Origin of the sequence: Streptomyces sp. NPDC058052, from assembly GCF_042885515.1 — a bacterium.
Taxonomy (GTDB): Bacteria; Actinomycetota; Actinomycetes; order Streptomycetales; family Streptomycetaceae; genus Streptomyces.
Genome location: NZ_JBHVRX010000038.1, coordinates 1 through 23,487 on the forward strand (window position 1 = coordinate 1; position 23,487 = coordinate 23,487).

The window sequence follows — 23,487 nt, forward strand, 5'->3', positions numbered from 1 at the left end:
CCGCCTCGGTGGCCGCGCGGGCCGGGGGTCCTTCCGGGGCCCCGGCGGGCGCCGGGGCCGCGCCGCCCTCGCCGGCGAACTCGGCGAGGGCCTCCAGGAGACCCTCCCCGTACTTGGCGAGCTTGGCCTCGCCGACGCCGCCGACCGTGCCCAGCTCGGCCACGCTCGTGGGGAGCGTCGTCGCGATCTCTCGGAGCGTCGCGTCGTGGAAGACGACGTACGCGGGCACGCCCTGCTCGCGCGCGGTCGCCGCGCGCCAGGCGCGCAGGGCCTCGAAGACGGGCACGGCGCCGGCGGGCAGGTCGACCGGGACGCGGGACTTCCCGGAGCGTCCGCCGCTCTCCTTGCGGGGCGCCGCGGCCTTGGCGGTCTCCTTGCGCAGGGCGACCTCGCGCCGCCCGCCGAGGACCTCGCCGCTGGCCTCGGTGAGGACGAGGGTGCCGTAGTCGCCCTCGACGGCGAGCAGCCCCAGGGCGAGGAGCTGGCGGACGACGCCCCGCCACTCGGCCGTGCCGAGGTCGGCGCCGATGCCGAAGACGGAGAGGGTGTCGTGGTCGAACTGGACGACCTTGGCGGTCTTCTTGCCCTGGAGGATGTCGATGATCTGGCCGGCGCCGAACTTCTGGCGCCGCTCGCGGGCCAGCCGCCACACGGTGGAGAGCAGCTTCTGGGCGGCGACCGTGCCGTCCCACGACTCGGCGGGGGTCAGGCAGGCGTCGCAGTTCCCGCACGGCCCGGACTTCTGGCCGAAGTAGGCGAGCAGACGGACGCGCCGGCACTCGACGGTCTCGCAGAGGGCGAGCATCGCGTCGAGGTGGGCGGCGAGGGAGCGCCGGTGGTTCTCGTCGCCCTCGGAGCCGTCGATCATCTTGCGCTGCTGGACGACGTCCTGGAGGCCGTACGCGAGCCAGGCGGTGGCGGGCTCGCCGTCACGCCCGGCGCGGCCGGTCTCCTGGTAGTAGCCCTCGACGGACTTGGGCAGGTCGAGGTGGGCGACGAAGCGGACGTCGGGCTTGTCGATGCCCATGCCGAAGGCGATGGTCGCGACGACCACGACGCCGTCCTCGCGGAGGAACCGCGCCTGGTTCGCGGCGCGCGTGGCGGCGTCCATGCCCGCGTGGTACGGGATGGCGTCGACCCCGTTCTCGGCGAGGAAGGCGGCGGTCTTCTCCACGGAGGAGCGCGACAGGCAGTAGACGACTCCGGCGTCCCCGGCGTGCTCGGTGCGGATGAGGTCGAGGAGCTGCCGGGTGGGGCTGTTCTTGGCGACGATCCGGTACTGGATGTTGGGCCGGTCGAAGCTGGCGACGAAGTGGCGGGCCTCCTCCAGGCCGAGCCGGGTGGCGATCTCTCCGTGGGTGGCCTCGGTGGCGGTCGCGGTCAGCGCGATCCGGGGGACCTTGGGCCAGCGCTCGTGGAGGAGGGAGAGCGCGAGGTAGTCGGGGCGGAAGTCGTGGCCCCACTGGGAGACGCAGTGCGCCTCGTCGATCGCGAAGACGGAGACCGTCCCCCGGTCGAGCAGCCGCTGGGCGCCCTCGGTGCGCAGCCGCTCGGGGGCCAGGTAGAGCAGGTCCAGCTCGCCCGCGAGGAACGCCTGCTCGACGGTCTGCCGCTCGTACGGGTCCTGGGTCGAGTTCAGGAAGCCGGCCCGGACCCCGAGGGCGTTGAGCGCGTCCACCTGGTCCTGCATGAGCGCGATCAGCGGGGAGATCACCACGCCCGTGCCGGGCCGCACCAGCGCCGGGATCTGGTAGCACAGCGACTTGCCGCCACCGGTCGGCATGAGCACGAGGGCGTCGCCGCCGGCCACGACGTGCTCGATGATCTCCTGCTGCTCGCCCCGGAAGGCGCTGTAGCCGAAGACCCGGTGGAGGACCTCCAGGGAGTCGGAGGATCCGTCGGGGCTCGGAGCGGAGGAGGCGTCGGAGGAAGCGTCGATGAGGGCCACCCGAAAAGCCTAGCCGCCCGGACACCCCCGCCGGGCCGACCGCCGGAGCCTGTGGACGACGCGCGCCTCCCGTCTCCGTCCGGCGGGTTCTCCACAGGCCGGTGCCCCGCGCGGGGCTCCGGTCCAGCGGGACACGGGTCCCGTCGGCCTCGATACTGGGGAGGGAACGCCTCCTCCCCGAGAGAGGAACCGGCTCATGCCCCGGAACACCGCGAAGACGCCGCACCAGCCGGCGACCGTGACGGTCAAGGGGCGGGACATGCGGCTGAAGACCCTCGGATTCGTCCTGGTCGCCGCACTCGCCATCTGGTTCATCGCCGCCAACACCGGCTCCGTGACCATCCGGCTCTGGATCCCGACGGTCACGCTCCCGCTCTGGACCGTCCTCACCGTCACGCTCCTCGTCGGCATCGTCCTCGGCCTCTTCCTCGCCCTCCGCCGCGGCCGGCGCTGACCGCGGCGACGGCGCTCGGCCGCTGCCCAGGATTCCGCTGCCCAGGATTCCGCTGCCTAGGATTCCGCGCCGACGGAAGGACGGCCGGAAGGACGGCCGGAGGGGCGGGCGGAGGGGCGGGCGGAGGGGCGGCCGTCCTCGTGGCCGGATTCCCGGTCGGACTCGCGGGCGAGGAGTTCCAGCAGTCCGGCGATCTCGTGTCCGGCCTCGGCGGGGTGCCGGAAGGGGGCGTCCGGATTGACGCGGTAGCGGTTGCGACGCCCGTCGGCGGCCCGGGCCCGGGCGACGTAACCCCCCTCTTCGAGGTCGGCGACGATCGTCTGGACGGTCCGCTCCGTCACGCCGCAGCGCGCGGCCACGTCGCGCAGCCGTACCTCGGGATCCCGGGTGATGGCGAGCAGGACGCGGGCGTGGTTGGTGAGGAAGGTCCACCCCGGCTGACCGTTTCCGTTCACTCCCATACAGGTCCCTTCCCCCGGATTCCTCAGGATCATGCGAAACGCATTTCATGCAAATATTGACGCGTTTCATTATAAAGCGGACACTCGCAGTAGGCGTCCCTGTGACGGCCCACCCCGACCGGAGCACTCCATGAGCCGCGAACTCGTCCGCAAGGTCCAGACCGTGCTCGCCGACGCCGGTTTCGGCCCCGGCAGTGGTCTGACCGCCCGGAGCGAGGGCGTCGCGGTGATCGTCGCCTGGCATCCGGACCGGCTCATCCGCCCCACCATCGCGGCCCACGCCTCGGACCCCGACATCCATGCCGCCGCCGAGATCAACGGCATCCGCACCGCCCTGGACACCGCTCTGACCAGCGTCTTCCTGGCCGCCGGCCTCATCCCGCTCACCGACCCCGAGGGCTTCATCAGCGTCACCGCCGCCCCCGCCGGCTGAGCGCGGGAGCGCGAGCCGGGCCCCGGCGGCGCGCCCGTCAGCCCGACCGGGGCGGCAGGATCCGCTTGGCGCCGAGCAGGACGCGGTAGCGGGCGCGCGCCGCGAAGTCCTCCGGCCGCCAGACCGCCGGACGCCCGACCTCGGCGCAGAGGTGGAGGAGTGCGCCGTCCCCCGCGCAGACGGCGACGTGGGCGCCGTAGGCACGGTCGGTGGCGTTGTACAGGAGCAGGTCGAGGGGGCGGGCGACCGGGACGCGGACGGTGGACCCCGTGTCCTCCCAGAGGTCCGACGAGCGCAGCTCCGGCGGGGTCAGACCGAAGTGCCGGAGCACTTCGTAGGCGTACAGCTGACAGTTGGCGCCGGGCCCGAGGCCCGGCGAGGCGGCCACCGCGGCGGCGCCCGGGAAACGGGATCCGTCGTAGCGGACGGTCCAGAAGTCCGCCGGCAGACGGGAGATGATCGACTCCATCCCGCCATCATTCACCGGAACCCGGGGCTCCGCGGGCCCCCTCGGGAAGCCGCCGGACGCTCAGCGCCCGGATCGGCGGGCGGGGAAGCCGTGCGACCGCGCCCGGAGCACGACCGCCAGTACGGGGACGAGCAGCACCACCAGGGTCCAGGGGAAGGCGCCGCTGCCGGCCGTGTCCAGCAGGACGCCCCCGATCACGCCGCCCGCCGCCATGGCCACGTTCCAGAGCGTCACCAGCATGGCCTGCGCGCCGTCCGCCTCGGCGCCGCCCGCCTCCCCCGCGGCCGTCTGGAGCAGCGTCGGCACACCGCCCCAGCCCAGCCCCCACACGATCGCGGCGAGGTGGACGAAGAGCGTGTGGTCGGCGAGGACGCCGAGCAGCGCCGCCGCGAGCGCCACCAGCAGCGCGCCGGCCACGGTCAGCCCGCGCAGCTGCCGGTGGATCCGGGCGCCGACCACCCAGATGCTCACGAGCGAGGCCGCGCCGAACTCCAGCAGCACCAGGTCGGTGCTGTCGCCCATGCCGAGGTCGTCGAGGAACGCGGCCACGTACGCGTACAGGACGGTGTGGGCCAGCACGAAGACCAGCGTCACGAAGAGCACGGCCGGCACGCCGGGCACCTTCAGGGCCCGGAGCATGCCGGGGCGTTCACCGGACGCCGCCCCCGGCCGGTCCGGGACGGCGGCCGCGATCCACCCCAGGAGCAGCACGGTCAGCCCGGTCATCGCCAGGAACGCGACCCGCCAGTCGGTGACCTCGCCCAGATACGTCCCCGCGGGCACGCCCAGCGAGAGCGCGACGGGGATGCCGGCCATCGCGACGGCGAGGGCGCGGCCCTCCAGCCGCGCCGGGGCCAGCCGGCGCGCGTACCCCGCGAGGAGCGCCCAGGCGAGCCCGGCCGCCATGCCCGCCACGAACCGCGCGGCCATCGTCAGGCCGTACACCGAGGAGACGGCCGTGACGGTGTTGGCCACGGCGAAGCCGGTCATCGACACCAGCAGCAGCCGCTTGCGCCGCCACGCGGCCGTCGCCGCAGTGAGCGGGATCGCCGTCAGCGCGGTGCCGAGGGCGTACACGGTCACCGTCTGCCCGGCCGCCGGCGCGCCGACCCCGAGGTCGCCGCTCATCGCGGGCAGCAGACCGGCGGGCAGGGTCTCGGTGAGGCTGGTGACGAAGACGGCGGTGGCCAGCGCCAGCAGCGCGAGGAGCGGCAGCTTCGCGGACTCCCCGGACTCGCCGGACTCGCCGGTGTCCGGTGGTACGGGCGCTGCCGCGTCGGCGGGAGCCGCGGTGTCCGGTGCGGAGTCCGGTGCGGAGTCCGGTGCGGAGTCCGGTGCGGTCTCCGGTGGTACGGGCGCTGCCGGTCCGGTGTCCGGTGCGGTGTCCGGTCCGGTGTCCGGTGCGGTGTCCGGTGCGGTGCTCATGGGGTGCTCCAAGTGCCGTGACGGGAGAGGACGGTGAGGGGCGGTGAGGGGACGCGGCCGGGGTGCCCGTCCGTACGTCCGCGCCGCCGCGGCGACTCTGCGGGAGGGCCCTTCGGGAATCCTTCGGATCCGCTGCGGACGCGGGGCCCGCGGCGCGGACGGCCGGGCACCTGCCGGACGTGCCCGGAGCCGGGCGGATAGGCTGGCCGGCATGCGGTGGGGGGTGCTCGGGCCGGTCGTGGTCTGGAACGACGACGGCGAGGAGGTCCCCGTCCCCGAGGCCAAGGTCCGCGCCCTGCTCGCCCTGCTGCTCGCCCACGACGGGGAGACCGTCCCGGCCGACCGCCTCATCGACGCCCTGTGGACCACCCGCCTGCCGGGCAACCCCGCCGGCGCCCTCCAGGCACGGGTCTCCCAGCTGCGCCGGGTCCTGGGCAGGCACCGGGTGGTGCGCCGCCCCCCTGGCTACCGCCTGGACCTGCGCCCGGACGAGGTCGACGCCACCCGGTTCCGCGCGCTGGTGGCCCGGGCCGCCGCCGTGCCCGACCCCCGTGACCGCGCCGCGATGCTCACCGAGGCGCTGGAGGGGTGGCGGGGCCCCGCGTACGCGGACGCCGCGGACCACGGGCTCGTCCGCCCCGCCGCCGCCCGCCTGGACGAGGAACGGCTGGCCGCGCTGGAGGAGCGGGCCCGGGCCCGCCTCGCCACCGGCGGCGACGCGACCCTCGTCGCCGAGCTGGCGGGACTCGTCGCCGCGCACCCGCTCCGCGAAGGGCTGCACGCCCTCCACCTGCGCGCCCTGTACGCCGCCGGACGCCAGGGCGAGGCGCTCGCCGCGTACGAGGCGCTGCGCCACCGCCTCGCCGAGGACCTCGGCGTCGACCCCGGCCCCGAACTGGCCTCCCTGCACACCGCGCTCCTCCGCCACGCCCCGGAGCTGTCCGCACCCGCCGCGCCCGGGTCTCCCGGAGACCCGCTCGCACGCGCCGCCGGCCCGGACCCGGTCGTCCCCGCCCCGGACCTGCCCGCGCCCCACGCCGGCCTGCCCGCGCCGCTCACCCCGCTCGTCGGCCGCGCCGCGCTCCTCGCCCGCGTGCGGCAGGTGCTCGGGACCGCGCGGCAGGTGACGCTCACCGGCCCCGGCGGGGTCGGGAAGACGCGGGTGGCCGTCGCGGCCGCCCGGGCGTCGGCTCCCGACGCGTGGCTGGTGGAGTTCGCCGGCGTACGGTCCGGCTCCGTCGCCGACCTGGCCCAGATCGTCGCCACCGCGCTCGGGCTGCGGGACGACGCCCGCACCGCGGACCCCGCGCTCTCCCCCGCCGGCCGCCTGGCCGCCGCGCTGCGCGACCGGCGCGGCCTGCTGGTGCTGGACAACTGCGAGCACGTGGTGGACGCCGCCGCCGAGCTCGCCGCGCGGCTGCTGGCGGCCGCCCCGGGCCTGCGGGTGCTGGCCACCAGCCAGGAACCGCTGGGGCTGAACGGCGAGACGGTCGTCCTCGTCGAGCCGCTCGGCCCCCGGGACGCGGTCCGGCTCTTCACCGAGCGGGCCGCCTCCTCCGCGCCGGGCTTCCCCGCCGATCCGGCGTCGATGGCGCCGGACGACCGTGCCGCCGTCGAGGAGATCTGCCGTCGGCTGGACGGCATCCCGCTCGCCCTGGAACTGGCCGCCACCCGCGTACGGGCCCTGGGGGTACGGGAGCTCGCCGCCCGGCTCCACGACCGCTTCCGGCTCCTCACCGCAGGGCGGCGCGGCGCCCCCGCCCGCCAGCAGACCCTGCGCGCGGTGATCGACTGGAGCTGGGAGCCGCTCACCCCGCCCGAGCGTCTCGTGCTGAGCCGCCTCGCCGTCTTCGGCGACGGCTGCGACCTGGCGGCGGTCACCGTCGTCGCGGCCGGCGACGGCGTGGCCGGGGCGGACGTCTGGGAGCTGGTCACCCGGCTCGTCGACCGCTCCCTGGTGACCGTGACGGCCGGCCCCTCCGGACCGCGCTACGGCCTGCTGGAGTCGGTGGCCGCGTACGCCCTGGAACGGCTCGCCGAGGCGGGCGCCCCCGACGCCGTACGGGCCCGGCACCTCGCCCACTACCTGGAGCTCGCCGAGCGCGCCGAGCCCGCGCTGCGCGGCCCGGACCAGCGCGAACGGCTCGACCGGCTCGACACCGAGGCGGGCAACCTGCGGACCGCCCTCGACACGGCCCTGCGCCTGCCCCCCGGCGACGCGTCCGCCGCCCGCCTCTGCCGGTCCCTGGCCTGGTGGTGGCTGCTGCGCGGCCGCCTCTCCGAAGCCCGGCGGACCGTGCGCGCCGTCCTCGAAGCGCGGCCCGCCGCGACGGACGAGCGCGCCGAACTCCTCCTGCTGCACCGCGCGTTCGCCCTCCTGACCGAGGGCCGTGACACCGGAGCGGACGAGGACCCCACCACCGGCGAACACCCCGCCCCTCTCCTCGGCGACCCCTCCGGCGAGTCCCTCGCCGGGTCCCTCGGAGGCGCCTTGGACAACCCCTTCGACGCGCCCCTCGGCGACGACCGCGCCGGCACCCCCGCCGAGACCGCGGCCCGCCGGGTCCGCGCCCGATGGCTGTGCGCGTACGGGCTGTTCAGCGCGGGCGCGCCGGAGGAGGCCGAGGCGGTCAACTCCCGGGCGCTGGAGCGGTTCAGCGCTCTCGGGGACACCTGGGGCACGGCCGCCGCCCTGAGCCTGCGCGCCCGGCTCGCCCTGGACCGGGGCGACCTCGCGGGGCTGGGGCGCGACGGGGAGCACAGCGCGCGGCTCTTCCGCGAACTCGGCGACCGCTGGGGCGAACTGCAGACGGTGCCGCCACTGGCGACGCTCGCCGAGATCAAGGGCGCCTACGCGGAGGCCGACCGCCGGCAGCGGGACGGGCTGCGGATCGCCCGCGACCTCGGCCTCACCGCCGAGGTGTCCGCCCGGCTCTCCGGCCTCGGCCGGCTCGCCCTGCTGGACCGCGACTGGGAGCGGGCTCGCACCCTCCACGGGCGGGCCCTCGCGATCGCCGCCGAGCAGGGGTACGCGTACGCCGAGATCCACGCCCGGATGGGGCTGGCGCTCGGCGCGCGGAGGTCCGGCGACCTGACGGCCGCCGAGGAGCATCTGGCGGGACTGCGCGACCGGTTCGCCCGGGCCTCCTCGCCCGCCGGGGAGCACCTGCGCCATGCCGAGCTCGGCTTCCTCGCGGAGCTGCGCGGCCGCCCCGGCGAGGCTGCCGGGCACCATCTGCGCGCGCTCGCGGTGGCCCGTACCCTCGGCGAGCCCCGCGCCCTCGCCCTCTGCCTGGAGGGCCTGGCGGGCGCGCTCGCCGCCGGCTCCCCCGCCGGGGCGGCCGCGCTGCTGGGCGCGGCGGACGCCGAACGCCGGGGCGCGGGGGCTCCGTTGCCCGCCGCCGAACGGGGCGACGCCGACCGCGTCACCGCCACCGTACGGGCGTCCCTGGGCACGACGGAATTCGCCGACGCGTTCGAGCGCGGGGTCCGGGACGGGGGCGAGGCCACCCTCGCCCGGCTCCACGCCCGGCTCGCCGCGACCCGGAACGCGCCGCCCCGCACCGGGTGACCCCGGCAGCGGCGGCGCGCCACCCGGCGCGCGGCGCGGAGGACGCTCCCACCGACTTCAACACACACCTCACCAAAGGGGTGTCGAGCATCTACGATGCTCATCCGACGTGCACGACGGGGGCTCGATGACGACGCAACCACCTTCCGACGGCAGCCTGGCGGACGAGCGTGAGCGGGTGCTGGACGCCGTCCTCGGACCGGCCAGCGAGGCGTACTACGCCGAGCGCGTCCGGTCGGGCAGCGGGGCGCGCGCCAGGGCCCAGGCGGCCCAGTCCACCGTCACCCTGTTCGCGGGCGGCATCGTCGCGGCGCTGACCTTCACCCAGCTCGCCGACCGGCCGGTGATCACCCAGTGGGCGGGGGTCGCCGCGGTCGCCCTGTGGCTGCTCGCCGCCGTCCTCTATCTGCGCGCCGTGGCGCAGCCGGTGGGAGCCCTCGCCGGGCCGAGCCACGCGCGCGACCGCCTGGACCTCCTCAACGCCGTGCTCAAGCGGGCCGACGACGAGGCCGCGCAGGTGGACCGGCGGCAGAAGCACGCCAACCGGGTGGTGGTCGCGGCGCTGGCCGTCACCGTCCTCACCGTCGGCCTCGCGGCCGTCCTGGGCCCCAAGGAGGAGAACGCCTCCGGCTCGATCGTCGTCTCGCCCGCGTACGCCACGACCCTCCGCACGGTGTGCGCCCTGAAGGGCGAACGGCTCACCGGCAGCATCGACACGTCCTCCCTCGCCAAGCCCTTCGTGAGCATCACGGTCGCCGGAAAGGAGTGCGGGAACGCGGCCGGCAAGGAAATCAAGCTGGTGATACCCAAGTCAGCCGTCCAGGCCATCGCTATGGAAGGGAAATGATCACCGACATGGGCGCGGTCTTCCACCTCCTGTGCTTCACCCCACTCGTCCAACACGACTCCGCGCTCGACACCGTGCGAGCGGTGCACGCCAAGGGTGATCGCATCGACGGCATCCTCGTGCTGGGCGCCGGCGCCGACGAGCCACGGCGCGTCGCGCCGTCCGAGACCCAGGACTTCCTGGAGACGGTGATCCTGGAATGCCTGGAGGCCGAACCGAACCGGCTGCCGCCGGTGACGGCCGTGCCGGGACGGCACGACATCAGCCGGATCGGCCCCGGCCAGGGCATGCTCACCCGGGCGCTCACCCGGTACTGGGGCGACACCGAGCGGGGCTTATGGCAGGGCGACGAGCAGGACATCGTGGACGCCCTGCGCGCCACCCCGTTCGCGGACTTCGTGGCGTGGTCCGAGGGGCACACGGCCTTCCCCCGGTGGCGGCCGGGCGTCCTGCCGGGCGAGGGGTCGGTCCGGCTCGGGGCGGGCGGCACGGGCACCCTGGGGATCGTCGTCGTGAACTCCGTCTTCCGGATGGCCGTGCCCGACGGCACCGCCGACCTGGCGACCTGCGCCCTGGGCCAGCTGGACGGGGCGGTCGGCGGGGAGTACCTCCCGTGGGCCGACGCGAACGACCTCACCCTCGTGGTCGCGGGCCACTCCGCCGTCGTCCCGCCGCAGATCGCCCCCGTCCTGCCGAAGACCGTGCTGCTCGCCCCCGACGGGGAGCCCGACCGGTCCGGCTCCGCCGCCCGCTGGCTGGTCGCCTCGCGCGGCACGACCCGCCAGCACCGGCTGCTGCGCGTGGAGATCACCGCCCCGGGTGCGCCGAAGGTCCGTGACCTCGCGGCACCGGCGGCCGAACAGCCGGTGCCGCTGCCGAGCCCCCGGCGCTCCGGCAACCGCACCGGGGCGGTCGTCCGGCCGGCCCCGGAGGCGGACGGCGAGCAGCCCTCGATGGAGGAGTTCTACCAGCAGATCGGCACCGGCCGGATGATCCTGGTGGCCGTCTCCGGCGTCCACGGCGAGGCCGGTTCCATCGACACCGACGGGCTCACCCGCGACCTGACGCAGGCGGTGTACGGGCTGGTGCCCGACCCGGCGCCCACCACGGCCGAGATCTGGGGCACCGCCCTCGCCGAACTGGGCTCCCGGACGGTCGGCGAGTACGTCGCCGGGCTGCGCGGCGCGGACCAGGAGTCCGCGGCGGCCGCCCGTCGCATCCTCCAGGCCCCCTGGCGGCGCATCTACGACTTCACGGCGACCGACGTCTTCTCGTCACTCCTGGAGACGGACCCGCGGACGGCGGAGACCAACTCGTTCGTCGACGCCCTGGTGCGCAAGCCCGCGGCCGGCAACGCCACGGTCGAGGCGGTCGCCATGCACGGCAGCCCCACCGGGCCCGAGAGCCTCGACTTCACCGTGCCCGCGGACGACGAACTCTCGCCGCGCGCCCTGTGGTTCCGCAAGCTCAAGGCGGAGCTGCTGACCCACCCCACGGTCTACATGGCCGCCTCCCCCAGCAGCCGGTCGCTGTGGGACGCGCTCGCGCTGATGCCGCCGCAGACCGGGGAGGAACGCTTCCCGCGCTTCCTCGTCACGGGGCCGGGGACCGAGGCGGACCGCGCCCGGATCCGGCGGGCCGGCCTGACCCACATCCAGATCTCCCCGCACGCGTTCGCGGTGCGGCAGCTGCGGCCGGGCCTGGAGGCGCTCCAGCAGGGCAAGCGGCGACTGGCCGACATCCAGGGCAGCGCGAGGCGGGGTTCCGGGATCAAGCTCGTGTCGTCCCTCGTCGACAGCGCGCCGGCGGGGAGCGTCGAGTTCCTGAAGGGGCAGGACCCGACGTGGGGCGACGTCAGGGGCGGCTTCGCCGTGAAGCTGTCCATCACCGACCGCATCCGGGCCGGCGCCCAGCCCGCGGAGGACGGACGGCACCGGATCGTCCTGGTGGAGGGCCGGGCGGGGTCCGGCAAGACCACGGCCCTCATGCAGTACGCCCACGAGCTGCACCAGTCGGGCCGCACCGTGGCGTGGATCGACCGCGAGGCGACCGACCCGCTGCCGAACCTGAAGGCGCAGGCCCGCGGCATGTCGGCGGACGCCATCTTCGTGGACGACGTCGACATCTTCGGAAGCCTGGGCGCCTCGCTCCTGCGGGAGCTCAGCAACGGCGGCCGGACGCTGGTCGTCGCGGCGATCCGCACGACCCGGGCCGACGAGCTGGACGTCACCTTCCAGGCCCAGCGGGTGTCGGCGGACGAGCCGCTGAGGGACGAGGACCTGGGGCACATCGTCGACGTCCTGCACGCGCACGGCCTGCCGGGGATCCTCAAGCGGCAGAAGCTCCGGCCCGAGAAGATCGACAAGCTGCGGGAGCTGTGCGACCGCAGCCTGCTCGCGGCCATGATCCAGGTGGTCACCGGCAAGCGCTTCGAGGAGAAGGTCGCCAGCGAGTACCGCGAGCTGGAGCGCGACCAGGTGGCGGTCTACGCGACCGTGTGCCTCTTCGAGTCCGCCATCGTCTTCAAGAAGCGCGGCATCGAGCAGGAGGACCTGCTCCAGATCGTCTCCGGGCGGGGCGCCCCCAAGCCGTCGCTGAACCGGGCGATCAACCGGCTGGTGGACCGGCGCTTCCTCCACATCGCCCCGGACGGCACCGTCCGCTGCCGGCAGCGGACGATCGCGGACACCGTGGTCGAGACGGTCCTCAAGAAGAACGCGGACCACCTCGCCGGCGTCGTCGAGCACCTGCTGCGGTTCTACGCGCAGTACGCGGCCGACATCCGGGACAACGACGACCCGTACCGCAGGATCCTGATCCGGCTGCTCAGCCACTCGCTCATGGTGTCGCTCCGGCTCAAGCCCGGGCAGGTGCGGGACATCTACAGCACGGTGCACGAGCTGCTGCGGGACAACTTCCACTACTGGCTCCAGCGCGGCGAGTACGAGCTCGAACGGGGCGACCTGGGGATCGCCGAGAACCATCTGGAGACCGCCCAGGGATGCGAGGGGGGCGCCACCGACCACTTCGTCCTCACCGCGTGGAGCGCGATCAGGCTGCGCCGGTCGACGGAGAGCCCGGTCGACAACAGCCTGCGCGACCGGGCGTTCGAGGCCATCAGCGTGCTGGAGGACGTCACGCGGCGCCATGGCGGCGCCTCTCCGCACTCCTTCTCGGTGATCGCGCGACGGGGCACCGAGTGGGTGGAGGCGTGCGAGGTGTCGCTCTCCGTGGCACAGGTCGAGGACACCCTCCGCCGGATCCTCACGGTCGTCGAGGCCGGCCGGCGGTTCTGCAAGGACAACCACGAGTTCATGCGCATAGCGGACGAGTTCGAGCCCCGGCTGAACCGTCTGCTGGAGCGCAGCAAGGGGATTCCGCTGTAGGGCGGAAGGCGCCGGACGGAGGGGCAGGACCGAGGCGCCGGGCCGAAGCGTCGGGCGAAGGGGCGACGAACCCCTCGTCCGGCGCCCAGCGGACATCACACGGCGCAGTTCTCACACGGGTCCCCTCCACCCCACCCGGGCCGTTCCCGTGACATCTTCACGGAATGGCCACCATGTGGCGATCGTTCGGTCCGCACGCCTTCTCACCGGCGTCGCGGCGCCCGTAGGATTGCCCTGCGTACCGGACGACTCGCAGTGGGTGACGCGGGGTGATACTGCCGGGTCACCGGTCGCGCAATTCGTCATCGGATCCGTGACTCATGGAATTGGGTGACCCATGCCTCCTCGGCTCGTCGGCCATCAAGGCTCCCTGAACGGACAGCAGTTCCCGATCGGCACCACACCGCTGACCCTGGGTCGCAACGGCGACAACACCATCGTGATATCCGGCGAGAACGTCTCGCGCTTTCACGCGGAAGTGCGCCGCGAGAAACACGGATTCGTGCTGTACGACAGCGGCAGCAGCAACGGAACGCACGTCAACGGCGTGCGGGTGACCTCCCACGAGCTGCAGCCCGGCGATCTCGTCGAGATCGGCACCGAGACGTTCCGCTTCGAGGCGGCCGACGCCATGGAGACCATTCTCGACCTGTCCGTCCTGCGCCCGCTCGGCCCGGCCGCCCAGGCGACGCTGGCGGCGGGGCCGGTCCTGCACGTCACGGTCTCGGGCGGCGGTCCCGTCGGCCTAGCCTTCGCCCTGCTCCTGGAACACCTCATGGGGCATCGCGTCTCCCTCACCGTGTACGACGGCCGCTGGACCCAGGACGGGACGAAGGTCGTCTGGAAGGACGAGAGCCAGGGCAACGTGCGCCGGCAGCAGGTCGTCACGGTGCAGAGCCGCCAGTACCTGAACCTCCCCGAGGCGGTGCAGGAACGCCTCTTCCGCGGCGACGCGTTCTCCGAGATGTGGCCCGTCGGCCCCGACTCCATCCGCGGCCGCGGTCCGAGGAACCTCCGGATCGCGTACATCGAGGACACGCTGCTCGAGATGGCCAACGAGAAGCCGGACCGCATCCGGCTGGTCCCCGAGGTCTTCGACCCGGCCGCGCACCAGGAATCCGGGACCAGGAATCATGTGCTCGCCATTTGCGAGGGCGGCCGTTCGCGGACGCGGGAGCATTTCGCCGACAAATTCGGCAGCGCCGACAAGTCCATCTACTCGCTGCACGGTCAGCACATTCAGGATGTCGTCCTCGGCCTGCGCGTCCGATCGACCCTGACGGATCCGATGACGGTCCTGCTGACCGTCGCCCAGAACCGCTTTCTCCTCAACGCGCTGCGCGGCGAGGGATTCCTGAACATGCGGCTCACCGACGCCGAGGCCGCGGAAGTGGTCGGCATCGATCCGGTGCGGCACGTCTTCGAGGAATGCATCGCCTCCCGCCCGTGCGTCATGGGACGCGACGACCACGGCGATTTCCAGTGCTCGACGCACAGCACGCTCTTCCTGCCCGCCATGGTCCGGGGCTCGGCCCTGTGGAAGCGGGTGCTGGAGGGGCTGGCGCTGTTCGGCGTGGCCGAGAAGGACCTGAGCGCCGTCACCGCGTTCCGGCTCGACATGGTGCAGCGGCCCCGGTTCACCACCCGCCTCCACTCGGCCACGTCCACCTCGCCGGGGACGTACGGGTTCCTCCTCGGCGACGCCGCCAACGCGATCCACTTCTGGCCGGGGCGCGGGCTCAACAGCGGCCTCGGCTCCGCGATCTCGCTGGCCCGGTCCCTCAACGGCGCCTGGACGGGCCGGCCGTTCCGCGACGCCGACTTCGCGCGCCACGAGGCGGCGATGTCCATGCTCCAGTACCGGCACAAGAGCCGCGCCTGGAACACGATGATCACCACCGACGAGAACGGCGTCAGCCGGCCGATCAAGGAACTGATCGCGCAGAGCATCGCGGAGTGCGAGGGGAAGGACCTCGACAAGGACGCGGACGTCGACGCCCTCATGGACCGTCTGCGCGCGATCCGCGACCGGCTGGCCTCCCGCCTCCCCGGCATGCCCGACGACCCGACGCTCCGCGGCCACCTGGAGTCCCTCGACGCCTCGACCCTGCGCACCCTGTGGGAGAGCGGCGCGTGGGACACCCTGATCGTCGGGGGCGAAGAGGTGGACATCGACATCTTCTACCGCCAGGACGCACCCTCCACGACCGCGGCGAGCGCGTAGGAGGCGCGTCCGCGGGACGGGGGAGCGAGCGCGCCCGTCCCGCGGACGCGCCCCTGCCGGGGCGAGCCATCGGCACGGCTCTCGCGCATGGACCCGATCGCCCCGGCGGCGACGGCCGTCGCCGGCACCGCCGCCGAGGTCACGCCCGCCCGCCTCCTTCCCGGCCCCTCCGGGTGCGGCCCAGGACCACCAGGTCCACCGCGGCGGCCCCTCCTCCGTGTCGGTGACGACCTCGATCCGGCCGGGGATCCGGCAGGTCGCTCGACGGGTGGGGGCGTTCGGTCGCACACGGCGCGCGACCGGACGGCACCGGATCAGAGGGGGCGCGCACGCCCACGCGCCGGCCCCCACCCGCGAGCCCTCACCACATCGGCCTCGCGTTCGGCCAAGGGGAGAGGAACCCGGGGATCAGCGGACCCGGCCGCGCGCCTTCAGGCGGTTGGCGGGGACCTCCGGGGCCGCCAGGGGGTCGCCGTCGTAGCCCTTCACCTCGCCGAAGCGGTCGCCCGCCATCCACTCCTCGCGGGCCTGGCGGATCTCCTCGTCCGTGCGGCCGACGAAGTTCCACCACATGACGATCTCCTCCTCGAAGGGTTCGCCGCCGAGGAGCATCAGACCCGCGTCGGAGACGGCGCGGAGCGGGAGGGTGAGGCGGCCGCAGCCGAGGTAGAGCATGGAGCCGGGGAGGACGGGGACTCCGTCGACATGGGCCTCGCCGGACATGGCGAGGACGGCGTACTCGAAGTCCGGGTCGAGCGGGAGCTCGGTCTCGGTGCCGGCGGTGAGCGCGAGGTCGGCGCCGACGATCGGGGTGTACGTCGTCCCCGGCGAGGTCGCACCGTCGAGCGAGCCGAGGATCACCGTGGCGGTGAGGCCGGGCGCGGTGACCCGGGGCAGGTCGGTGTGGTGCTGGAAGTGCGGATCGACGTGCCGGTGGGCGTCGGGCAGGGCCACCCAGAGCTGGGCGCCGTGCAGGAGGCGGGCGTGCGGGCGGGGGCTCTCCTCGGAGTGGGAGATCGCCTTGCCCGAGGTCATGAGGCCCAGCTCCCGGGGGCGGATCGTCTGGAGGCTGCCGGTCGAGTCGCGGTGCAGGACCTCGCCCTCGTGGAGCCAGCTGACGGTCTGGAGGCCCATGTGGGGGTGGGGCGGGACCTGCATGCCGGGTTCGTCGGCGATGTCGTCGGGGCCGTAGTGGTCGACGAAGGCCCAGGCGCCGACCATCCGCCGGCCGAGGTTCGGCAGCAGCCGCCGCACCTCCGTCGACTCGCCGAGCTGGACGTGACGGGGGCTGAGGAGTTCGCGTACGGGCTCTGCGACGACGAAGCCGCGGCCACCGCACACCGCGAGCTCGGCCTGGCGGTCGAGATTGCTCATCGGGGATCGACACCTCTCCAGTGGGGGGAGATCGGGGAGAAATCCAGTCGTGGAATGTTCAACTACTCTGTGGCGTTGACGAGGGCGGACCACCCCACAGGGTGACAGATCCCGCACCCCGGAACAGGGAGAGCAAGTGAGCGACACGTACTACGAGTTCGGAACGGCCGCCGACCGCTGGAGCCGCGCGCAGCTGTTCTTCGACGCGAAGGAGTACCAGACCGCCGTCCGCGTCCTGCGCGGCCTCGTCGCCGAGCACCCGGACCAGACGGCCCAGCGGCTGCTGCTCGCCCGCGCCTACTACCACTCCGCCCAGCTCAAGCTCGCCGAGACGGAGCTGCGCACCATCCTGGAGCGGGACCCGGTGGAGCACTACGCGCGGCTGATGCTCGGCCGCACCCTGGAGCGCCAGGGCCGCGCCGACGAGGCCGCCCCGCACCTGCGGATGGCCGCCGCGATGAGCGGCGAACTGCCGTCCTGACGCGGATCTGATACCCCGGCACGGTATGGTCGGGCCCCAGGAGGTCCTGATCATGCCCACACCCCGGCCGCGCCACGGCGAGCGAGCGGGAGGTGCCCTCGCGCACCTCCTGCTCGTCGTCGTGCTCGCGCTCGGGGTGTTCATGATGCACTCCACGGGTCACCCGGACGGCCCGTCCTCGGGCACGACCGGCGTGACCGGTACGACCGGTACGACCGGCATGACCGGCATGACCGCGACCGCCGACATGGGCGCCGCGGCGGCGCACGCGCGGGGAGCCGGCGGCTCCCACGCGTCCGACCGGCCGGACGAGGGCCACGCGCCCGGCTCCGGGATGGACATGACCACGCTCTGCGTGGCCGTCCTCGCCGGCTGGCTGCTCGCCGGTCTCGTCAGGGCCGCGCTCGGCCGCCGGCCCGGCTGGCTCGTCCTCCTCCTCGCGCGGCTCAGGCCCGCGCTCGGGCCGCACGCCCCGCCGCGCCGGCCACCCGACCTCGCCCGCCTGTCCGTCCTGCGGATCTAGGCCGTACCCCCTCGCCGCGGGCCGCTTCCGGCTGCCCGCGCGCCTCCCGGTATGAGCCCATGACCGTACGTACAGCACACGAGGTGTCACCATGCGCACGTTCCGCCGACGCACCACCCGCACCCTCGGCCTGAGCGGCGCCGTCGCCGCGGCCGCCCTGCTCCTCGCCGCCTGCGGCGACGACGGCGCCATGAAGGGGATGGACCACGACGGCCCGGCCGCCTCGGCCACCGCGCCGGCCGCGTCCTCCGCCGCGCCGTCGGCCTCGGGGGCCTTCAACGACGCGGACGTGATGTTCGCGCAGATGATGATCCCCCACCACGAGCAGGCCCTGGAGATGGCGAAGCTCGCCGACGGGCGGGCCGAGGACGCCGGCATCAGGACGATCGTCGCCGCCGTCGAGAAGGCCCAGGACCCCGAGATCCAGAAGATGAAGTCCTGGCTGAAGGGCTGGGGCGAGCCCGAGTCCGCCGGGATGGGCCACTCGATGGCCGGGATGATGACCGAGCAGGACATGAAGAAGCTCGCCGACGCCAAGGGCAAGGGCTTCGACCGCACCTTCGCCGAGCTGATGATCGCCCATCACGAGGGAGCGGTGGAGATGGCGAAGGACGAACAGAAGGACGGCGCCAACGCCGAGGCGAAGGCCCTGGCCGGTGAGGTCGTCCGGGCCCAGACCGCCGAGATCGCCGAGCTGCGGAAGATCCTCGACCGGCTCTGACCCGCGTCCCCGGCCGGTTCGGTCGGGTCGGCCCGCCTCGACCCTTCGGGGCGGGCCGACGGGACCCGGGATCCGGAATCCAAGATCTCGGATCACGAATCCCGGATACCAGATACCGGATACCGGATACCGGATACCGGATCCCCAGTGCGATCTCCGCGCGCCGCCCCTTCCTCCCCTCCCCTCACTTCTCGGCGAACGAAAGAACCATGACCAAGCTCCGCCTCACCCGGACCACGGCCGCCTCCGCCGCGGCCGCCCTCTCCCTCTCCCTCGTGCTGGCCGCCTGCTCCCGGCCCGCCGGCACCGGCGCGGAAGCGGCCTCCGCGCTCACCCACATCCATGGCCTCGGGATCCTCGACGAGAACCTCTATGTCGCCACGCACGAGGGGATCCACTCCCCCGGCGCCGACGGCGCCCCCGTGCTCGTCGGCGACCGGAGGGACGACTTCATGGGCTTCACGGTCGCCCGCGACGGCACCTTCCTGGCCAGTGGGCACCCGGCGCCGGGCAGCGGGGGCCCGTCCGATCTGGGGCTGATCGCCTCCGCCAACTCGGGCCGGAGCTGGACCGAGAAGTCGCTCGGCGGCGAGGTCGACTTCCACTCCCTGGACACGGCGCCCGACGGGACCGTCTACGGATACGACTCCACTCACGGGCGGCTGCGCGTCACCCGTGACCAGGTGGCCTGGGAGGACCGGGCGCGGCTCCGCGCCCTCGACATCGCCGTCTCCCCGACCGCCCCGGGCACCCTGGTCGCCACCACCGACACCGGCGTCGCCCGCAGCACCGACGGCGGCAGGACCTTCGCGCCCGGGGCGGGGCAGGTGCTCGCGTACGTCTCCTGGGGCGCGGCCGACGCGCTGTACGGGGTGGCGCCGGACGGCGGCCTCTTCCGTTCCGCGGACGGCGGCGGCGCCTGGAGCCGCGTCGGCACCGCGCCGGGCGGCCGCCCGCAGGCGCTGACCGCCGTCGACGCGCGCCGGCTGCTCGTGGCCACGCAGGACGGGGTGTACGAGTCGCGGGACGCGGGCCGCTCGTTCGCGCGCCGCATGGAGGTGGCGTCCGGCTCCGGCGGGCACTGAGCGCGGAGCCGGACGCCGGGGTCACACGGCGGCGGCCCGCGCGACGATCTCGCCGCCGACGACGACGGTCTCCGCGACCGTGCCCGGGATCTCCTCCGGAGCGATCCGCAGGATGTCCCGCGAGAGGACCACGAAGTCGGCGAGCTTGCCGACGGTGAGCGAACCCCGCTCGTGCTCCAGGAAGTTGGCGTACGCGGAGCCCATCGTGTAGCCCTCGACGGCCTCGGCGGCGGTGAGGGTCTGCCCCTCCGTCCAGGGCGCGCCGCCGTCGAGCGGGCGGCGGGTCACGGCGGCGTGGATGCCGACCATGGGGTCCATCTCGGCGACGTTCCAGTCGCTGGAGAGGGCCAGTACGGCTCCGGCGTCGCGCAGGTCGCGGAGCGGCCATGCCTTGTGCCAGCGCTCGGGGCCGATGTTCTCGGCCCAGTCCTGGCCGGGTCCCGCGATGTCGGGGGCCGCGTGCCGGGGCTGCATGCAGGCGACGACGCCGAGGGCGGCGAAGCGCGGGGTGTCGTCGGGGTCGAGGCACTCGACGTGGACGACCTGGTGGCGGGCGTCGCGCGGGCCGTTGACCGCGCGGGCGTGGGCGACGGCGTCGAGGACGGTCCGGATGCCGCGGTCGCCGGTGGCGTGCACGAAGCACTGGAATCCGCGCGCGTCGAGGCGGGCGAGCAGGCCGGCGAACTCCTCGGGCGGGTAGAAGGTGTCCCCCCGGTGGTGGGCGCAGCCGGCGTAGGGCTCCAGGAGGGCGGCGGTGCGGGGTTCGACGACGTCGTCGATGTACAGCTTCAGGGGGCCGACCCGGAAGCGGTCGTCGGCGTGCTCCCCGGCCGCCGTCTCGAAGGCGTCGAGGTCGGCGTCGGTGGTGCCGCGGGGGTGGAAGAGGGCGGCGACGATCCGGGAGCGGAGCCGGCCCTCGGCACGCGCGCGCGTGAAGAGGGCGAGGTCGTCGAGGGAGTTCTGGGGTTCGACGACGGTGGTGATGCCGAAGCGGATGGCGTCGTCGAGGCTCTTGGCGAGGCGGCCGTACTGGCGGTCCGGCGAGGCCCAGGGCACGCCGAGGGCGCGCAGGGCGCGGTGGCCGTCGCGGGAGAGTCCCTTGACGGCGAAGTCCTTGACGAAGCCGGTGGGTTCGCCGGTGGCGGGATCGGTGACCGCGGTGCCGAAGGGGAGGTCGGTGTGGTCGCGGTCGACGCCGAGGGCGCGGAGGGCGGCGGTGTTGAGCCAGGCGGTGTGGACGTCGTAGCTGAGGACGAGGGCGGGGGTGTCGCCGGTGGCGGGGTCGAGGTCGGCGGCGGTGGGCATGCGGCCGCCGGGGATCGCGGAGTAGTCGAACGCCTCGGCCTCGATCCAGGGGGCGTCGGGGTGGGCGGTGCGCCAGGCCCGCACGCGCGCGTGGATCTCGTCGAGGGTGCGGGCGCCGGCGAGCTGGACGCAGGCGTCGTCGGAGCCGAGCCGGACGTGGTTGTGGGCGTCGACGAAGCCGGGCAGGACGAGCCGGCCGCCGGCGGGGAGGACGCGCGTGCCGGGGCCGGTCCAGGCGGCCGCGTCGGCGTCGGCGCCGAGCCAGACGATCCGCCCGTCCCGTACGGCCATCGCCTCCGCCTCCGGCAGCGCGGGGTCGACGGTGTGGATGCGGGCGCCGGTGAGGAGCAGGTCGGCGGGGGCGGGGGTGGTGCCGTTCATGCGGGGTGCGTTCCTTGTCGTGCGGGAGGGGTGGCGGCGGTCGCGGGTCAGGCGACCGGGAGCGGGGTGGCGGCGGTCGCGGGTCAGGCGACCGGGAGCGGGGTGGCGGCGGTCGCGGGTCAGGCGACCGGGAGCGGGGCGGCGGCGGTCGCGGGTCAGGCGGCCGGGAGCGGGGCGGCGGCGGTCGCGGGTCAGGCGGCCGGGTGCGGGGTGGCGGTGCGGCGGGCCAGGAGGACGTAGACGAGCGCGGCGACGGGCGCGCCGAGCAGGGTGAGGTCGGCGCCGCCGAGCGGGGCGACGAGGGGGCCCGTCCAGAGGGCGGAGTCGCAGGTGAGGGCGGAGAAGAGTCCGCCGGCCAGGAGGGCGGCGGCGCCCGGCGGGTGCCAGCCGGCGCGGTACCAGTAGGCGCCGCCGGGGTCGGTGCGGTGGAGGGCGTCGGAGTCGTACCGGCAGCGGCGCAGCACCATGTCGGCGAGGAAGACGCCGCCCCAGGGGGCGAAGACGATGATCAGGAGGGAGAGGAAGGAGAGGAGGGAGGTCGTGAAGTCGGTGAGGAAGAGGGCGCCGAGGGAGCCGGCGGCGGTGACGGCGGCGCTGATGGCGAGGGCGCGGGTGCGGTTCCAGGGGATGCCGAGGACCTGGAGGTTGAGGCCGGAGGAGTAGAGGGTGATGACGGAGTTGGTGACGGAGCCGCCGAGGACGAGGGCGAGGAAGACCGGCCGGAACCAGCCGGGCAGCAGGCTCTCGGCGCCCGCCACCGCGTCGGTCATGTCCGTCCGCGTGGCGGCGGCGACGCCCGCGACGCCGAGGGCGACCGAGGAGAGGAAGCCGCCGAGGGCGCCGCTGACGGTGACGGCCCGCAGGCTCGTGGTGCGGGGCAGGTAGCGGGTGTAGTCGGCGGGCATCGGGAGGTACGAGAACGGGCCGGCGAGCATCACGACGAAGGCCAGGCTCCAGCCGGCGGCGCCGGGACCGGTCGCGGGGGCGGAGGTGTCGGCGCCGGGAACCAGGAGGACCACGAGGACGCCGAAGCCGGCGGCGAGGACGTACGCCATCCAGCGCTCGGCGAACTGGACGGTGGCGTGGCCCCAGAAGGAGATCGCGAAGGTCAGGGCGAGGGTGACGGCGAGGGCCAGGGCGCGGGGCAGGGGCCCGCCGGACCAGCCGAGGGAGGCGAGGAAGGCTTCCAGGGCGAGGGTGCCGACGACGGTGTTGACGACCGTGTAGCCGATGCTGACGATCCAGTTGAGCGCGCCGGCGGGGCGGTTGCCGCGGGGGCCGAAGGCGGCGCGGGAGAGCACGAGGGTGGCGGTGCCGGTGCGGACGCCGCCGAGGCCGGCGGCGCCGATGGCGAGGAAGGAGAGGCCGCCGATCACGACGACGGCGGTGGCCTGCCAGAAGGAGAGGCCGAAGGCGACGGCGAGGGCGCCGTTGATGACGTAGGTGAAGGTGAGGTTCGAGCCGAACCAGACCCAGAAGACGTCCTTGGCGCTGCCGTGGCGTTCCGCGTCGGGGATGGGGTCGATGCCGTGTTCCTCGACCTGGAAGACCTCGTCCCTGGTGACGGTCGTGGCCGTCGTCTCGTGATCGAGCACCCCGCGCTCCTCTCCTCGCATGCCTGAACCCCTGCCTGGATCTTGAATGGCGTTCTAAGTTCTTGAATGGCATTCAAGATGAGTGACGGGTTCCGGTCGCGTCAAGACCCCGGGGAAGTCCGGTTAAGGTCGGAGTCGAAGCCGGCGCCGCACGAGGGCGGGACCGGGCCGGACGAACGGGGCGGGACGACGGTGGCAGGGGCGGCACGGCGGCGCGACGGACACGTCACGCAGGAGCGGATGCTGGAGGAGGCCATGGCGGCGATCGCCGAGGACGGCCTCGCCTCCCTGACGATGTCGGCGCTGGCCGAACGGCTCGGCACCAGCGGCGGCCACATCCTGTACTACTTCGGGTCCAAGGACCGGCTGCTGCTCGCCGCGCTGCGCTGGAGCGAGGCCGCGCTCGCCGACGAGCGCCGCGCCCTGCTCGCCCGCCGGACCACCGCCGAGCGGAAGCTCGACGACTTCCTGCGGCTCTACCTCCCCCGCGGCCCGCGCGATCCGCGCTGGACGCTCTGGATCGAGCTCTGGGCCAGGACCCCCGGCAACCCCGAGCTCCGCGAGGCCCAGCGGCAGCTGGACGCGGACTGGCAGCGCGACCTGGAGTCCCTGCTCGCCGCCGGCGCCGAACGCGGCCGCTTCGCCCCGCTCGACGCGACCGCCCGCGCCTCCGAACTCCTCGCCCTCCTGGACGGGTTGAGCACCCGGGTCGTCCTCGGCCAGGACTCCGCCCCCGACCCCCGGCCGCCGCTGGACGCCGCCCGCGCCGCGGCGGCGCTGCTGGTCCCCCGCGCCTGACACCGG

At 74.4% G+C, this 23,487-nt stretch carries 18 protein-coding genes; 11 read left to right on the forward strand and 7 right to left on the reverse strand.

Annotated features, from left to right (window positions below):
• Nucleotides 1-1,948 (reverse strand): DNA helicase RecQ (gene recQ, locus ACFVU3_RS34370; RefSeq protein ID WP_390072557.1); only part of this gene is annotated, 1,948 nt, incomplete at its 3' end.
• A 196-nt stretch (nucleotides 1,949-2,144) separates the two neighbouring features.
• Here recQ and ACFVU3_RS34375 point away from each other — a divergent pair.
• Nucleotides 2,145-2,402, forward strand: a complete 258-nt coding sequence (locus ACFVU3_RS34375) for a LapA family protein (RefSeq protein ID WP_390072558.1) — start codon at nucleotides 2,145-2,147, stop codon at nucleotides 2,400-2,402.
• Nucleotides 2,403-2,458: 56 nt separating this feature from the next.
• Here the strand turns inward: ACFVU3_RS34375 and ACFVU3_RS34380 are convergent, their stop codons facing one another.
• A complete protein-coding gene (locus tag ACFVU3_RS34380) occupies nucleotides 2,459-2,863 on the reverse strand; it encodes a MarR family transcriptional regulator (RefSeq protein ID WP_390072560.1) in 405 nt (134 codons plus the stop codon).
• Between the two features lie 130 nt (nucleotides 2,864-2,993).
• Here ACFVU3_RS34380 and ACFVU3_RS34385 point away from each other — a divergent pair, with 130 nt between their 5' ends.
• Nucleotides 2,994-3,296 (forward strand): hypothetical protein, encoded by a 303-nt coding sequence (locus ACFVU3_RS34385; RefSeq protein WP_390072562.1) that lies wholly within the window; start codon nucleotides 2,994-2,996, stop codon nucleotides 3,294-3,296.
• Nucleotides 3,297-3,333: 37 nt separating this feature from the next.
• Here the strand turns inward: ACFVU3_RS34385 and ACFVU3_RS34390 are convergent, their stop codons facing one another.
• Together ACFVU3_RS34390 and ACFVU3_RS34395 are read right to left on the reverse strand one after the other, a co-directional pair.
• Nucleotides 3,334-3,765: a hydrolase gene (locus tag ACFVU3_RS34390; RefSeq protein ID WP_390072564.1), complete on the reverse strand. Its 432-nt coding sequence runs from the start codon at nucleotides 3,763-3,765 to the stop codon at nucleotides 3,334-3,336.
• Between the two features lie 60 nt (nucleotides 3,766-3,825).
• Nucleotides 3,826-5,190 carry an MFS transporter gene (locus ACFVU3_RS34395; protein ID WP_390072566.1) on the reverse strand — a complete coding sequence of 455 codons (1,365 nt, stop codon included), beginning with the start codon at nucleotides 5,188-5,190 and terminating at the stop codon, nucleotides 3,826-3,828.
• Between the two features lie 211 nt (nucleotides 5,191-5,401).
• Here ACFVU3_RS34395 and ACFVU3_RS34400 point away from each other — a divergent pair, with 211 nt between their 5' ends.
• The 4 genes from ACFVU3_RS34400 (at nucleotide 5,402) to ACFVU3_RS34415 (ending at nucleotide 15,218) form a co-directional block, all read left to right on the forward strand.
• Nucleotides 5,402-8,761 carry a BTAD domain-containing putative transcriptional regulator gene (locus ACFVU3_RS34400; RefSeq protein ID WP_390072568.1) on the forward strand — a complete coding sequence of 1,120 codons (3,360 nt, stop codon included), beginning with the start codon at nucleotides 5,402-5,404 and terminating at the stop codon, nucleotides 8,759-8,761.
• 127 nt (nucleotides 8,762-8,888) lie between these two features.
• Nucleotides 8,889-9,608 carry a hypothetical protein gene (locus ACFVU3_RS34405; RefSeq protein WP_390072570.1) on the forward strand — a complete coding sequence of 240 codons (720 nt, stop codon included), beginning with the start codon at nucleotides 8,889-8,891 and terminating at the stop codon, nucleotides 9,606-9,608.
• The gene (locus ACFVU3_RS34410; RefSeq protein WP_390072572.1) at nucleotides 9,605-12,994 is read left to right on the forward strand and encodes a hypothetical protein; all 3,390 of its coding nucleotides are present in this window, start codon (nucleotides 9,605-9,607) and stop codon (nucleotides 12,992-12,994) included. Before ACFVU3_RS34405 ends, ACFVU3_RS34410 begins: the two co-directional genes overlap by 4 nt.
• Nucleotides 12,995-13,331: 337 nt before the next feature.
• Complete coding sequence (locus tag ACFVU3_RS34415; protein ID WP_390072574.1) at nucleotides 13,332-15,218, forward strand: FHA domain-containing protein; 1,887 nt, start codon at nucleotides 13,332-13,334, stop codon at nucleotides 15,216-15,218.
• A gap of 408 nt (nucleotides 15,219-15,626) precedes the next feature.
• Here the strand turns inward: ACFVU3_RS34415 and ACFVU3_RS34420 are convergent, their stop codons facing one another.
• Nucleotides 15,627-16,592: a pirin family protein gene (locus ACFVU3_RS34420; protein ID WP_390072576.1), complete on the reverse strand. Its 966-nt coding sequence runs from the start codon at nucleotides 16,590-16,592 to the stop codon at nucleotides 15,627-15,629.
• A 136-nt stretch (nucleotides 16,593-16,728) separates the two neighbouring features.
• Here ACFVU3_RS34420 and ACFVU3_RS34425 point away from each other — a divergent pair, with 136 nt between their 5' ends.
• The 4 genes from ACFVU3_RS34425 (at nucleotide 16,729) to ACFVU3_RS34440 (ending at nucleotide 19,402) form a co-directional block, all read left to right on the forward strand.
• On the forward strand, nucleotides 16,729-17,073 hold the full coding sequence (locus ACFVU3_RS34425) for a tetratricopeptide repeat protein (RefSeq protein ID WP_390072578.1): 345 nt from the start codon (nucleotides 16,729-16,731) through the stop codon (nucleotides 17,071-17,073).
• 52 nt (nucleotides 17,074-17,125) lie between these two features.
• Nucleotides 17,126-17,596 carry a DUF6153 family protein gene (locus ACFVU3_RS34430; protein WP_390072580.1) on the forward strand — a complete coding sequence of 157 codons (471 nt, stop codon included), beginning with the start codon at nucleotides 17,126-17,128 and terminating at the stop codon, nucleotides 17,594-17,596.
• 91 nt (nucleotides 17,597-17,687) lie between these two features.
• Nucleotides 17,688-18,317 (forward strand): DUF305 domain-containing protein, encoded by a 630-nt coding sequence (locus tag ACFVU3_RS34435; RefSeq protein ID WP_390072582.1) that lies wholly within the window; start codon nucleotides 17,688-17,690, stop codon nucleotides 18,315-18,317.
• Nucleotides 18,318-18,526: 209 nt separating this feature from the next.
• Nucleotides 18,527-19,402 carry a F510_1955 family glycosylhydrolase gene (locus ACFVU3_RS34440; protein WP_390072584.1) on the forward strand — a complete coding sequence of 292 codons (876 nt, stop codon included), beginning with the start codon at nucleotides 18,527-18,529 and terminating at the stop codon, nucleotides 19,400-19,402.
• Between the two features lie 21 nt (nucleotides 19,403-19,423).
• Here ACFVU3_RS34440 and ACFVU3_RS34445 read toward each other — a convergent pair whose 3' ends face one another.
• Both ACFVU3_RS34445 and ACFVU3_RS34450 read right to left on the reverse strand, forming a co-directional pair.
• On the reverse strand, nucleotides 19,424-21,088 hold the full coding sequence (locus ACFVU3_RS34445; RefSeq protein ID WP_390072586.1) for an amidohydrolase: 1,665 nt from the start codon (nucleotides 21,086-21,088) through the stop codon (nucleotides 19,424-19,426).
• A gap of 191 nt (nucleotides 21,089-21,279) precedes the next feature.
• Nucleotides 21,280-22,683, reverse strand: coding sequence for a purine-cytosine permease family protein (locus ACFVU3_RS34450; RefSeq protein WP_390072588.1), 1,404 nt, complete (start codon nucleotides 22,681-22,683; stop codon nucleotides 21,280-21,282).
• Nucleotides 22,684-22,875: 192 nt separating this feature from the next.
• Here ACFVU3_RS34450 and ACFVU3_RS34455 point away from each other — a divergent pair, with 192 nt between their 5' ends.
• A complete protein-coding gene (locus tag ACFVU3_RS34455; protein WP_390072590.1) occupies nucleotides 22,876-23,481 on the forward strand; it encodes a TetR/AcrR family transcriptional regulator in 606 nt (201 codons plus the stop codon).
• Nucleotides 23,482-23,487 lie beyond the last annotated feature (6 nt).

Coding starts and splice junctions, on each gene's coding strand:
- ACFVU3_RS34375 (WP_390072558.1), top strand. CDS start 2,145: ATGCCCCGGAACACCGCGAAGACGCCGCACCAGCCGGCGACCGTGACG.
- ACFVU3_RS34380 (WP_390072560.1), bottom strand. CDS start 2,863: ATGGGAGTGAACGGAAACGGTCAGCCGGGGTGGACCTTCCTCACCAAC.
- ACFVU3_RS34385 (WP_390072562.1), top strand. CDS start 2,994: ATGAGCCGCGAACTCGTCCGCAAGGTCCAGACCGTGCTCGCCGACGCC.
- ACFVU3_RS34390 (WP_390072564.1), bottom strand. CDS start 3,765: ATGGAGTCGATCATCTCCCGTCTGCCGGCGGACTTCTGGACCGTCCGC.
- ACFVU3_RS34395 (WP_390072566.1), bottom strand. CDS start 5,190: ATGAGCACCGCACCGGACACCGCACCGGACACCGGACCGGACACCGCA.
- ACFVU3_RS34400 (WP_390072568.1), top strand. CDS start 5,402: ATGCGGTGGGGGGTGCTCGGGCCGGTCGTGGTCTGGAACGACGACGGC.
- ACFVU3_RS34405 (WP_390072570.1), top strand. CDS start 8,889: ATGACGACGCAACCACCTTCCGACGGCAGCCTGGCGGACGAGCGTGAG.
- ACFVU3_RS34410 (WP_390072572.1), top strand. CDS start 9,605: ATGATCACCGACATGGGCGCGGTCTTCCACCTCCTGTGCTTCACCCCA.
- ACFVU3_RS34415 (WP_390072574.1), top strand. CDS start 13,332: ATGCCTCCTCGGCTCGTCGGCCATCAAGGCTCCCTGAACGGACAGCAG.
- ACFVU3_RS34420 (WP_390072576.1), bottom strand. CDS start 16,592: ATGAGCAATCTCGACCGCCAGGCCGAGCTCGCGGTGTGCGGTGGCCGC.
- ACFVU3_RS34430 (WP_390072580.1), top strand. CDS start 17,126: ATGCCCACACCCCGGCCGCGCCACGGCGAGCGAGCGGGAGGTGCCCTC.
- ACFVU3_RS34435 (WP_390072582.1), top strand. CDS start 17,688: ATGCGCACGTTCCGCCGACGCACCACCCGCACCCTCGGCCTGAGCGGC.
- ACFVU3_RS34440 (WP_390072584.1), top strand. CDS start 18,527: ATGACCAAGCTCCGCCTCACCCGGACCACGGCCGCCTCCGCCGCGGCC.
- ACFVU3_RS34445 (WP_390072586.1), bottom strand. CDS start 21,088: ATGAACGGCACCACCCCCGCCCCCGCCGACCTGCTCCTCACCGGCGCC.